The organism is Arthrobacter sp. 2YAF22_2, from assembly GCF_052114645.1.
GTDB lineage: Bacteria > Actinomycetota > Actinomycetes > Actinomycetales > Micrococcaceae > Arthrobacter.
In genome coordinates this window covers 1-11,833 of record NZ_JBFRFD010000043.1, presented here as the reverse complement: position 1 = coordinate 11,833, position 11,833 = coordinate 1, and the positions used below count along the sequence as shown (strand labels likewise).

At 66.3% G+C, this 11,833-nt stretch carries 9 protein-coding genes; 4 read left to right on the top strand and 5 right to left on the bottom strand.

Going from position 1 to position 11,833, the window contains the following annotated elements; genetic code table 11:
* Positions 1-111 precede the first annotated feature (111 nt).
* Positions 112-2,064 (bottom strand): primary-amine oxidase, encoded by a 1,953-nt coding sequence (locus AB4Y86_RS03415; RefSeq protein WP_441400084.1) that lies wholly within the window; start codon positions 2,062-2,064, stop codon positions 112-114.
* 120 nt (positions 2,065-2,184) lie between these two features.
* On the opposite strand from AB4Y86_RS03415, the gene AB4Y86_RS03410 reads away from it, so the two are divergent.
* From AB4Y86_RS03410 to AB4Y86_RS03395, 4 genes are all read left to right on the top strand, one after another.
* Positions 2,185-2,787 (top strand): TetR/AcrR family transcriptional regulator, encoded by a 603-nt coding sequence (locus AB4Y86_RS03410; protein WP_441400082.1) that lies wholly within the window; start codon positions 2,185-2,187, stop codon positions 2,785-2,787.
* Between the two features lie 112 nt (positions 2,788-2,899).
* The gene (locus AB4Y86_RS03405) at positions 2,900-3,880 is read left to right on the top strand and encodes a helix-turn-helix domain-containing protein (protein WP_441400086.1); all 981 of its coding nucleotides are present in this window, start codon (positions 2,900-2,902) and stop codon (positions 3,878-3,880) included.
* A 154-nt stretch (positions 3,881-4,034) separates the two neighbouring features.
* On the top strand, positions 4,035-5,444 hold the full coding sequence (locus AB4Y86_RS03400; RefSeq protein ID WP_441400080.1) for an aldehyde dehydrogenase family protein: 1,410 nt from the start codon (positions 4,035-4,037) through the stop codon (positions 5,442-5,444).
* A gap of 200 nt (positions 5,445-5,644) precedes the next feature.
* Positions 5,645-7,153: an APC family permease gene (locus tag AB4Y86_RS03395; protein ID WP_441400079.1), complete on the top strand. Its 1,509-nt coding sequence runs from the start codon at positions 5,645-5,647 to the stop codon at positions 7,151-7,153.
* A 55-nt stretch (positions 7,154-7,208) separates the two neighbouring features.
* Here AB4Y86_RS03395 and AB4Y86_RS03390 read toward each other — a convergent pair whose 3' ends face one another.
* From AB4Y86_RS03390 to AB4Y86_RS03375, 4 genes are all read right to left on the bottom strand, one after another.
* Positions 7,209-7,607, bottom strand: coding sequence for a hypothetical protein (locus AB4Y86_RS03390; RefSeq protein ID WP_441400077.1), 399 nt, complete (start codon positions 7,605-7,607; stop codon positions 7,209-7,211).
* 292 nt (positions 7,608-7,899) lie between these two features.
* Positions 7,900-10,167, bottom strand: coding sequence for a choline BCCT transporter BetT (gene betT, locus AB4Y86_RS03385; protein ID WP_441400075.1), 2,268 nt, complete (start codon positions 10,165-10,167; stop codon positions 7,900-7,902).
* Positions 10,168-10,323: 156 nt separating this feature from the next.
* On the bottom strand, positions 10,324-10,749 hold the full coding sequence (locus AB4Y86_RS03380; protein WP_441400073.1) for a heat shock protein transcriptional repressor HspR: 426 nt from the start codon (positions 10,747-10,749) through the stop codon (positions 10,324-10,326).
* A 10-nt stretch (positions 10,750-10,759) separates the two neighbouring features.
* Positions 10,760-11,740 (bottom strand): DnaJ C-terminal domain-containing protein, encoded by a 981-nt coding sequence (locus AB4Y86_RS03375; RefSeq protein WP_441400071.1) that lies wholly within the window; start codon positions 11,738-11,740, stop codon positions 10,760-10,762.
* Positions 11,741-11,833 lie beyond the last annotated feature (93 nt).

Sequence of the window (11,833 nt, the reverse complement as noted above, 5' to 3'; positions counted from 1 at the left end):
GTGCGCGAGGCACGACGCCGCCGTCACGACGGCGCAGATCCGGGAATGGAAGACGATGCCGGCGACGCCGGACACGCGGCCGGACTTGAGGGCGACACTCACGGCGTCGGACTAGCTGTGGCAATGGCCGCAGGCGTCGCCATCGCCATGGCAACCGGCGGACTGCTGAGCGTTGGCGGGCACATCCAGCACGGGGCTGCGGTCAAAGAAGCCCTCGGGCCGGAGCTTGAAGCCGGCCGTGTCCACCGGCATGATGGGCCAGTCCTCGGGCCGTGGGAAGTGGGTCAGGCCGAAGGTGTGCCAGAGAACGATGTCCTGGCCGTCCAGGTCGCGGTCCTGCGCCACGTACTGCGGCAGCCCGGCTCCACCGGCGTGCTGGTTCACGAAGTCGCCCGTTGGGTACATCTCGTCCGCCGCGTAGCGGGTGACCCAGAGGTCCTTGGTGGCAAAGGCGGCGCGCCGGGCGATGGAGGACTTCTGGTCCGCCAGCAGGGTGGGCTGCCCTTCGGCGTGCAGCTTGTAGGCCACGGGCTCGCCGAGGCGGTTGCGTGATTCCGGGTTGGAGATGACCCAGGTCCGGCCGTTGCGGGCGTCGGCCTCACGGACGCCCTCGGATTCGCGGGCGATCACCGTGCGCTTCCGGGAGAAGGCGTTGCCGCGTTCGTTGCCTTCGCCGATCGCCTGCCGGACCACATCTTCTTCCTCGACCCGGTTGGTGAAGCCGTCGATCGCCATGTCCAGGCGGGCACTGAACAGGTGCTGGTGGTAGGGGGCGCCCAGACCGGGGGCGAGCTGGGAGATGTTGGCTGATCCGCCCTCCGGGTAGGCGCTCGTGAAGACGACGCCGGTGGCCTTGGCCTCGAATTCGATGGTGCCGTCGAGGTAGAGGTACCAGTAGAAGCCGTAGTCGTAGTTGCCGATGGTGGTGAAGAAGGAGATCACCAGGCGGCGGTTGCGGCGGGTGTAGTTGATGCCCGTCCAGAGGTCGCTGTGCTTGGCCAGGATCCCCCAATCTTCCTCGTGCATGCAGATGCCGTTGCGGATCTCGCGCGGGTTGCCGAAGGCGTCGCTGATGACGGGGCTGAGGTAGGTGATGTCGCCGAGGCAGTCGCAGCCAAGTTCCAGGGAGTTGGCGTACTGGCCCACGAGGTATTCGCCGGTGTCGAAGTAGTTCTGCCAGGACCGGATCGGCGACGGATCCCCGTACGGGACCACCATTTCGGCGATGGACGCCCGGTTGATGACGGGCCGCAGCCGGTCGCCGTCCCGGAACGCGAGGTTGTGGAGCACCACGCCTTCGCGGACGTCGAACCCGACGTCGACRCTCCACTTTTCCCACTCGATGTGGTTCCCGCCGCTGACGGTGAAGCTGGGCCCCTCCGGCTGGGTGATGTTGATGGGTTTCTGCGTGGTGCGCAGCGGGCCTGTGAGCTCCGGATCCGTGTAGTTGCCGTGTTCGGCGGGAACCGGAACGGCGCCGGTGTCCAGCACCTGGGTCACCGTCTTGGCGACGACGTCCACGTACGCTACGAGACCGTCCACGGGGTGCGCCCAGGCGCTGTCCTCCGGAAAATCCTGCACGAAGGCCAGGCCACGCAGAATCCGGCGGCCCTTCTCCTCCGGGTACTCGAAGACCCCGGCGGACAGGGGTGCGACGCGTACCTTGCTGACGTCCAGACCCCGGCCGGCCAAGGCCTTGAGCCACCGCTCGTCCGAGGCCAGGAGCTGTTCGACGACGTCGAACTCCTCCTCCAGGACAGGGAGCTCGCCGGTCTCGGCCGTGTCCAGTTCGACGACGGAAACCACCGCGCCGCCGGAAACCGAGACGGTCACGTCCGCCGGGCGCCCTCCGGATACGTCGTGGAGGAAGACCCYGAACCGGCGGTCCTCGTTCCCCGCCGCAGCATTCCTGGCGGGGTCCACCAGGCCCAAATAGGCGACGCGTTTGGTCTCGCCCAGCAGGCCGGCGGTTCGCAAGATGCCCTGGACTGCCGTGATTTCGGCATCTGTGGCTAGGCTGTACGGGCTGTACGAGGTACGGGAGTCAGTTTGTGCGGGCATCATGGCGGCCTTCGTTCGGTGATCCTGGCGGGTCAGAACTTTATTTTCTATAGTTGTAGAGAATACGGAAATGTAAGCTGTGCCACAAGAGTCCGACGCATAGAAATTTGGGGGAGCTGCACGGTGCCAAAGATTGTCGACCACCATCAGCGGCGGCTGGAACTCGTCGATGCGACGTGGCGGACCATCGCCCGGCTCGGCATTGAAAGCGCCACCATGCGGGAGATCGCACTCGAGGCCGGCTTTGCGAACGGCGCCCTCAAGCCGTACTTTCCCACGAAGGATGACCTGCTGACCTTCGCGTTCGGGCACGTCTTCAACCGCACCAACGAGCGCATCGCGCAGGTCACCGCCGGGCAGGCCGGACTCGCGGCCCTGAGGACATTCTGCGTCGAGGTGCTGCCCCTGGATGAGGAGCGGATCAGCGAGGCCCGGATTGTCATTCCGTTCTGGCAAAAAGCCATCAACGATCCCGGCAAAGCCCGGATCCACCGGGATTCGATGCAGCAATGGCTCGCCGCGATGCGGCGGCATCTTGCGGAGGCGCGGCGGACCGGTGCCGTCACCACCGCCGTCGACGACGCCGCCCTGGCCGGGCAGCTGCTCAACTTCCTCCTCGGCGCGCAGATTGCCGCGGCGCTCGCCCCGGAAGGACAGGTGGAGCTCGGGCTGAACGAGCAGCTGGAGGGCTTCCTGACCCTGCTGGGCTGCCGGGCTCGCGGATAATTCTTTTTTCGCCGGTCGTCGAAAAAAGATGACATCGGTGGAGTGCGGCGCTACCCTGAAGAGAATGTGTCCCATGACACAGTCCCCGAATACGACGGCGTCAGGATCCTCGATGACCGCAGTTGCAGCCCTCCCAACGTCCAGTCCCGCCGGACAGGACATCCGCACCAGCACGGCAGCCTCCTTCGAGCATTGGAGGCACCTCATCGCGGAGTCCTTCGTTCCGCTGAGCGCCTCAAGCAAAGATCCGGACAACTTCCGCGGCCGGATGCGCGCCCGCAGGCTGGACCGCATGGCGATCGTCGAAGTGTCCTCCACGGGCCATGAAGTCCACCGCACGCCGGCGCTGATTGCCCAGTCCAACCAGCGCTACTTCAAGCTCAATCTCCAACTGCAGGGCACCGGACTCCTCGTCCAGGGCAACCGCGAGGCCCTGCTGCGCCCCGGCGACCTCTCCATCTACGACACCAGCCGCCCCTACACGCTCGCCTTTGAGGGGAACGCCCGGCTCATGGTGGTGATGTTCCCCTGGGATGCGCTGTCCCTGCCGGCGGACTGCATCGCGCAGCTTTCGGCGGTGCGGATGGCGGCGGACGGAAGCCTCGCCGGGATCGTCGGCCCGTTCATCTCCCGCCTGGCGGAGAACCTGGATGCGCTGAGCGGCCCCAGCGGCTCCCGCCTCGCCACGAACGCCCTCGATCTCGTCTCCACGATGCTGCATTCAGAACTGGACATGGCCCCGGACCGGATGAGGCCGCAGGTCCTCCTGGCGGCCTCCGTCCGCGAATTCATCGAAGCCAATCTGGCCGATCCGTTGCTCTCGCCCGCGTCGATCGCGGCTGCCCACTTCATCTCCACAAGGCACCTGCACAACGTCTTCCATGAATCGGGAACCACCGTGGCGAGCTGGATCCGGACCCGGCGGCTGGAAGGGGCACGCCGCGAGCTGCGGGATCCGCTGCTGGCCGGCCTGCCGGTGGGGGCCGTGGCCGCACGCTGGAGCTTCCTGGATGCCGCCCACTTCAGCCGTACCTTCCGGGACGCCTTCGGCGAATCCCCCAGCGACTGGCGGCGTGGCATGCCCCGGTCCTGAGCCCTGGGCAATGCCGCCGGCTTCCGTTCGCTCGCACACAACACCTCTTCGCGGATAGACAAGACCCTCGGCGCCTCGCCGGAGCACGCTTGATGCAACGCTCTCAGGCCGTACCGGCCGCGTCCGCTGAACTACTCGATGTGGAGTACAACCCATGGAAACCTACGACGCCCTTCTCACCTCGATCACCCCGACGTCCGGTGCGACCCGGACCATCCCGGACCCCGCCACCGGCGAAGCGGTCGGGCAGGCTCCTGTCCACACCGTCCAGGACCTGGAGCACGCCATCGCCGCCGCCACGGCCGCCCAGCCGGCGTGGGCCGCCCTGGGCCACGAGGCCCGGTCCGCCGTGCTCCTCAGGGCCGCTGACGCCGTCGAACGCTCCGCCGAGGAACTCGCCCGCCTGCTCTCCCGGGAACAGGGCAAGCCCCTCAACGGGCCGAACGCCCGCTTCGAGGTCGGCGCCTGCGCCGCCTGGCTGCGCGTCGCAGCCACCACTGCCCTGGAACCGGAAACCGTGGTGGACGACGGCGAGACCCGCGCCGAACTGCACTACCGGCCCATCGGCGTCGTGGGCGCGATCGGTCCGTGGAACTGGCCCATGATGATCACCGTCTGGCAGATCGCCCCCGCGCTGCGCATGGGCAACGCCGTCGTGGTCAAGCCGTCCGAATACACGCCGCTGTCGGTGCTGGCACTGGCTGCGATCATCAACGAAGAACTGCCCGACGGCCTCCTGTCCGTGGTCTCGGGCGGCCGCGACGTCGGCGCACGCCTGGCCGAACACCCGGCCGTCGGCAAGGTCATGTTCACTGGCTCCACTGCCACAGGCAAGGCCATCATCAAATCCTCCGCCGATACGGTCAAGCGTCTCACCCTGGAGCTTGGCGGCAACGACGCCGGGATCGTGCTTCCGGACGCGGATCCCAAGGCCATCGCCGAGGGCCTATTCTGGGGCGCATTCATCAACACCGGGCAGACCTGCGCCGCACTGAAGCGCCTCTACGTCCACGACTCCACGTACGAGGCTGTCTGCGCGGAACTCACCGCCGTCGCCGCCGCGATGCCCATGGGCAACGGCCTGGACGAGGCCAACGTTCTGGGCCCGCTGCAGAACCGGCAGCAGTACGACATCGTCGCGCGGCTCGTGGAGGCCGCCAGGGAATCCGGCGCCCGGGTGCTGCTTGGGGGCAACCCGAACGACGAGCAACCCGGCAACTTCTACCCCACCACTCTCGTGGCTGACATCGCCAACGAGAACCCGCTCGTCGCCGAAGAGCAGTTCGGCCCCGCCCTGCCGATCATCCGCTACAGCACCGTGGATGAGGCTGTTGCCATGGCGAACGCGGTCGACGTCGGACTCGGCGCCTCCGTCTGGTCCTCCGACCCGGATGCCGCCCGCGAAGTAGCCGCCCGCATCCAGGCCGGCACCGTCTGGATCAACAAGCACGGCGCCGTAGACCCCCGCATCCCGTTCGGCGGGGCCAAGCAATCCGGCTACGGACTCGAATTCGGCGTCGAAGGCCTTAAAGCCCTTGGCGTGCCGCAGGTCATCAACGGCTAAGGGCTCCGGCGGAGCGAGTAAGACGGGGGCCGTTGCCACATGTGTGGCTTCGGCTCCGTCTGCATGTAGGACGACCTTGCCGGCGTAGGCCCTGTGGAATCCTGTGCGCTGGTAGTCAATGCCGGTGCCGCGAATAACAAGCCAGGGCCTGTGACAACTGACACACTCAACGTATCGTTATTCTCCCAATGGAGGTTTTAATGTCACGCGAACAAACCCTTCCGGCTACCGGCACCATAGCCGGCAGCGATGCCACCGAGGGCCTGAGCAAGCGCACGCTCGGCGTGCCCGCCCTGGTCTTCATGATCATTGCCGCGTCCGCCCCGTTGACTGTGGTGGCAGGCGGCATTCCCAGCAACTTCGCGGTCACCGGAAACGTTGGCATTCCGCTCTCGTTCATCGTGCTCGGGGTCTGCCTGGCGCTCTTTGCCGTCGGTTACGCGGCCATGAGTTCACACATCCGCAACGCCGGGGCGTTTTACGCCTACATTGCCCAGGGGCTCAGCCGTGCCGCGGGGGTGGGCGCAGCATGGGTGGCGCTCATTTCCTACAACGCAATGCAGATCGGAATCTACGGTCTCTTCGGCTTTGCATCGGCCTCCTTTGTCAATGCCAAGCTTGGGCTGAACGTCCCATGGTGGCTGACCGCGCTCGTGGGCTTCGCCATTGTCGGCTGGCTGGGCATCAACAAGGTCGACCTGTCGGCCAAGATTATCGGCGTCCTTGTGGGGCTTGAATTCTTGGCGGTCATTGTGTTCGACATTGTCTCGTTTGCCGTCAGTCCGGAAGGCGCCAGCGGTGCCGGACTGGCGCCGTCGAACTTGTTCACGGCCGGCGTTGGGGCCGCACTGGCGTTTAGCATGGCGGCGTTCATGGGCTTTGAGTCCGCCGCGATCTACAGCGAGGAGGCCAAGGATCCCACCCGGTCCATCGCCCGGGCAACGTACATTGCCGTCGGCATCATCGCACTCTTCTACGCCTTCTCCGGCTGGGCCATGACCGTCGGCACGGGCCCGAGCCAGATTGTGGCGATGTCCCGGGAGTTCGGCCCTGACCTGGCGTTCGTCTTCCTCTCCAGCCACGGCGCCGCGATCGTCTCCGACATTGCGCAGCTCCTGTTCATCACGAGCTTGCTGGCCGCCCTGATCGCGTTCCACAACGCGGTGGCCCGGTACGTGTTCTCGCTGGGTCGTGAAAGTGTGCTGCCGCGCGGCTTTGCCCGCGTCAACACCCGGCACGCCCCGGTGGCCGGCTCGCTGACCCAGTCCCTCCTGGCCCTGGCCATGCTGGCCGTGTTTGCCGTTGCCGGTATCGGCTCCGAGTTGGGCGAGATGTACCCCGTCCTGACTTTCTTCACGTGGCTGACCAACACGGCGGCCTTCGGCCTGGTGCTGCTCCTGGTCCTCATCTCGGTGGCGGCCATCGGCTACTTTCGTAAGCACGCTGCCGGGTATTCCCTGTGGACCAGGGTCATCGCGCCTGCCCTGGCTGCACTGACGCTGGGCACGGTGTTCGTGCTGATCGTCGTCAATTTCAACGTCCTGATCGGCTCGGACGGCTTCTCGCCGCTTTCCTGGATCCTGCCGGCTCTGGTGGTGGTGCCCGGAATTGCCGGGCTGTTGTGGGGACTTCGGTTGAAGAAGAAGCGTCCGGACATCTACCGGGGCATCGGCTTTGGCGGCGCCCCCGACACCTTCGTCAGTCCTTGACCTCGGTATTCGGTCCCACCGGGTTGGCCCGTCGCGCGGCCGAGCTGTTCAACGACTAGGCTGCGGCGGGTGCGGTCACTGTCCGGGAGGCGGTCTGGTTTCGGAACCAGGTGGCCAGTTTCTTGCCCTTGCCCTTCCACCAGTTGTCCTCATCGCCGCCGTGGCGCCAGCGGAAAATCATCATGACCATCACGAAGACTCCGCCCGCGACGTTCAGCCACGTCCCGCTGGCGGCATATATCAGGGCCGAGACTCCGCTGATGACGATGGAAGGCCAAACCAGGGTCGTAAAGACCGTGGTTGCCACGTAGCGGCGGTGGGACCGCGGCACCGAGAGCGCGCGAATCATGTCGAAGCAGACGCATACCACCACAACTGTCTGGCCCAGGGACAGCAGGACCAGGCCTGGCAGTGATCCAGCCAGGAGGGCCAAGGAACTAAGCCCGGAATTCATGGCCTGCCCGCGATCAGTGCGGGTCCGGGCACCGAGGCACCCGGCGCTGAAGGATCGAAGGTTCGGTGATTCAACATGCGGTGCCCCCCGGCATCTGCCACTGTTCGAATTGCCAGCTCGGGTGCCTGGCCACCTCAATTGAACAGTCTGGCCGACCGCGAGGTCCCGCGAGGCAGGTACTCGACTTTCCGGCTTGCCGCTACGTGGGCAGCTGAACGGTGTACTCAGTTCCTCGATTCGAAGCACTCCGCAGCTGGCACTAGCCGTCGGCCGAACCAGGCGGCCGGACCGGTCAGTCCTTCACCTCGGTGTCAGGACTGTCATGGCCCCCGTCCTGCGCCGGCTCCACCCTAGCGATGGAGCCGGTGGCGGGTGCGGGCGGCGGCGTGAGCACTGAGGCATAGTCGTGCTGGCTCGAGTAGGTCAGGAAGCCCAGGTGCGCCTCATAGCGGTCAAGGACGTCGTCGATGATCTGCTGGTGGGTCACCCCCATCAGGTCGTAACCTTCGGAGCCGGTCTGGGTGAACACCTCCACCCGGTAGTAGACGTCCGTTTCGCGGGACATCCGGCCGCCGAACATGGGCACCGGAGCTTCCAGGGCCTGAACCTCATATTCGAAGTTCCGGTGCTCCGGGATGATGACCACCAGCCGGTGGCTGGAGATTCCGGTCTCTACGTTCGGAATGCTGTCGAGCGTCGCCTGGTAGCCCTGCTTGGTGAACTCCCTGAGCACGTCGGCCAGGGCCGGCTGGGCCACCCGCTCCATGAACTGGGCCACCTGCTTCTTAGATGGATAGGAGCGCATTCCCGCCAGCCGCTGCCGCCAGCTGCGTTCGGGCACGAGGCCGCCGTGCGCGGCAGTCGCCTGCCGGCGCACGACGTGTCCTTCGCGTTCGGCCCGCTCCATCCGCAGCGCTTTGGAGAAGGAGGCCATCACCAGGAAGGCGATGATGGTTACCGGCAGCGCGAAGATGAGCGTGGCGTACTCCATGGTGGTCACCCCGCCGGCCACCAGCATGGCAATGGTCAGCAGCGCGGTCAGCACCGCCCAGAAAATGCGCAGCCACTTGGCGCCGTCCTGGGACGGGTCCGGGATCGAGGAGGAAAAGTTGGACATCACCATGGCGCCCGAGTTCGCGCTCGTGAGGTAGAACAGCAGGCCGGAAAGGGTGCCCAGGCCGATCAGGAAGCCGGCGCCGGGGAACATCTCCAGGAGCGCGTACCAGCCTTGTTCGGGGCTGGCGATGGCGAGTTGCGCGAACTCCGTATTGCCGCTGAGGACCTCATGCATGGCGCTGTTGCCGAAGATGCTCACGATCAGGAAGTCGCACAGCACCGGGGCGGTGATCGCGGCGATGACGAACTCGCGCAAGGTACGGCCACGCGAGATGCGCGCCAGGAACAGGCCCACGAACGGGCCCCACGCCATCCAGAACGCCCAGAAGAACAGCGTCCAGCTCGCCATCCACTGCGAGCCGCCTGCTTCGTACGCGAAAGTCTGCAGGGTGCGGTCGGGGAGGGTGAAGATGAACCGGCCAATGTTCTCCACGAGGGAGTTAAGCAGGAAGGAGGTCTGGCCGGTGACCAGGATGTACAGCAGCATGGCGGCCGCGCTCCAGATGTTCAGTTCGGAGATCCAGCGGATCCCCTTGTCGACTCCGGAGGTGCACGCCGCGATGGTCATGACGACGGCGACAATCACCAGTGCGATCTGCAGGCCCAGACCCTGCTGCAGGCCGAAAAGCAGGGCGAATCCGACATTCAGCAGCACCACGCCGATGCCCATGGACGTGGCCACGCCAAAGACCGTACCCACCAGGGTGAGGATATCGATGGTGTCGCCGATCCCGCCGCGGACGCGTTTGCCCAGCAGCGGATACAGGGCCGCACGGATGGACAGCGGCATACCCCAGCGGTAGGCGAAATAGCCCATGGCCATGCCGAGCAGCGCATACATGGCCCAGCCGGCGATTCCGTAGTGGAACATGGTCCAGACCACGGCATCCTGCGCCGACGCCGGGCTCTGGCCCGGACCCGACGGCGGGCTGATGTACTGGCTGATGGGCCCGGTGACGGAGAAGAAGAGCATGTCGATGCCCACGCCGGCGGCGAAGAGCATGGCTACCCAGGTGAAGAGCTTGTATTGCGGGCGGGAGTGGTCCGGGCCGAGCCGGACTGAGCCTTCCTTGGAAAAGGCGACCCAAAGCACGAACACGATCACCACGGTAATGGTCAGCACGTAGAACCAGCCGACGTTCTGGGCGATCCACGCCACCACGGTCTTCATGGTCGCGGCAGCACCGGCGGGCATCACCATGGCCCAGACGGAGAAGGCAATGATGATGCTCGAAGCGATGATGAAGACGCGCCAGTTAACCTTGGGCCTGAGGTCTTCGATCAGTTCAGCGGGACCCCGGCTGAGCTCCTGGCTGGAGATCGGCGGGCGGTTCTCGAAGTCGGGGACGTTGCTCCGTCGATCCGTGCCGCCGAGCAGCGTCCGTTGGATCACCGTTTTCGGGGGCCCGTCCCCGGGACGGCGGGCGCTTCCTTCTTCAGCCATATTGTCCTCCTCCGGTTGGCCGTTGGTGCCGGCGTCRGTGTGTGGGGACGTCGGCGGCCCCGATCCGGAAGGAAAGGCGGCCGTGCACAGGGGGCACGCGGTGGCGCACGGCCTGCACATTCATGCTAGTCCAGTGCCTCTAATCCGGCCTGCGGCCTACTTGTCCAACGCGCCGGGGCGCCACACCACGAGGGCCTGCGACCGGGCCCGGGGCCGCTGGCCGCGGGCCAGCGTGACGACGTCGCCGGCCGCCCCGGCGGCGAAGATGCGGGAGTCCAACGGCCGCCGGCGCCGGCCGACTTCCTCGGTCAGCTCGGCCACCCGGTTCTGCAGCGCGGCAACCTGGTTTTCCAGCTGCAGAATCCTTTTGATGCCCTCCAGCGAGACGCCCTCCTGGGAGAGCCGCTGCACCTCGCGGAGCCTCGTAACGTCCCGTTGCGAGTAGCGCCGGGACTTGCCGGGCGCGCGGCTGGGCGAGACGATGCCGAGCCGGTCATACTGGCGCAGCGTCTGCGGGTGCATGTCCGCCAGTTCCGCGGCGACGGAGATAACGAAAATCGGCTGGTCGAACTCGATGTCCACGGCAGGACTCCTAGAGCCGGGCCTTGGCTGCCAGGCCGTCGCGGACATCCTCGCCGGCGGTCGCCGCAGCGAAGGCCTTCACGGCCTCTTCAGCGTCCTTGTTCAGCTTCTTCGGCACGGCGACGTCGATGGTTACCAGCAGGTCTCCGGTGGCCTTGGTGTGCTTGACGCCGCGCCCCTTGACGCGGAGGGTCCGGCCGGTGGGTGTACCGGCGGGAACCCGGACTTTGACCTTCTCGCCGTCGATCGTCGGGACCTCGATGTCGGCGCCCAGGGCGGCCTCCGCGAAGGTGACCGGGACGTGGATGCGCAGGTTGTCGCCGTCGCGGGTGTAGAAATCGTGCGGCTTCACGCCGACCGTGACCATAAGGTCGCCGTTGCCGGCCGGACCGTACTGGCCCTTGCCGCGGACCCGGACTTTTTGGCCGTCTTTGATGCCGGCCGGGATGCGCACGTCGATGACTTCGCCGTCCGGCTCACGCAGCCCGATGGTGGTTCCCCGGATGGATCCGGCGAACGAAATACTGGTTGAGGCGGTGCGGTCGGCGCCCTTCTGGGGTGCGCGCTGGAAGGACTGTCCGCCGCCAAAGCCGCCGCCGCCAAAGAGGTCGGCGAACTCGGGCGGGATGCCGCCGGAGGTGCTGTAGCCGCCGGAGTGCCGGCCGCCGCCGCCGGTGAAGAGGCCGCCGAAGAGATCCTCAAAGCCCGCGCCGCCACCGGCTCCGCCTGCGCCGCCGGGCGCAAAGCGCGCCCCGCCGCCCATCGCCCGGATGGCGTCGTACTGCTGGCGCTCATCGGCGTCTGAGAGTACGGAGTAGGCCTCGGAGATGTCCTTGAACTTCTTCTCCGAGGCAGTGTCCCCCGCGTTGGTATCCGGGTGGTGCTTCCGCGCCAACTTCCGGTACGCCTTCTTGATATCAGCATCAGAAGCGTCCTTGGCAACACCAAGGATCTTATAGAAGTCCTTGTCCACCCAATCCTGGCTAGCCAATGGCGTTTCCTTTCAAAAGTCGTGCAGAGTGCGCTTCGCAGATGATGGGCCCCCGCCCCTTCGCGTGGTGGCTTGGTCCTTGCGGACCAAACC

What these genes read in the sequence shown, in the direction of transcription:
- AB4Y86_RS03400 (WP_441400080.1), top strand. Translation starts at nt 4,035, where the DNA reads ATGGAAACCTACGACGCCCTTCTCACCTCGATCACCCCGACGTCCGGT.
- AB4Y86_RS03390 (WP_441400077.1), bottom strand. Translation starts at nt 7,607, where the DNA reads ATGAATTCCGGGCTTAGTTCCTTGGCCCTCCTGGCTGGATCACTGCCA.
- AB4Y86_RS03405 (WP_441400086.1), top strand. Translation starts at nt 2,900, where the DNA reads ATGACCGCAGTTGCAGCCCTCCCAACGTCCAGTCCCGCCGGACAGGAC.
- AB4Y86_RS03395 (WP_441400079.1), top strand. Translation starts at nt 5,645, where the DNA reads ATGTCACGCGAACAAACCCTTCCGGCTACCGGCACCATAGCCGGCAGC.
- betT (WP_441400075.1), bottom strand. Translation starts at nt 10,167, where the DNA reads ATGGCTGAAGAAGGAAGCGCCCGCCGTCCCGGGGACGGGCCCCCGAAA.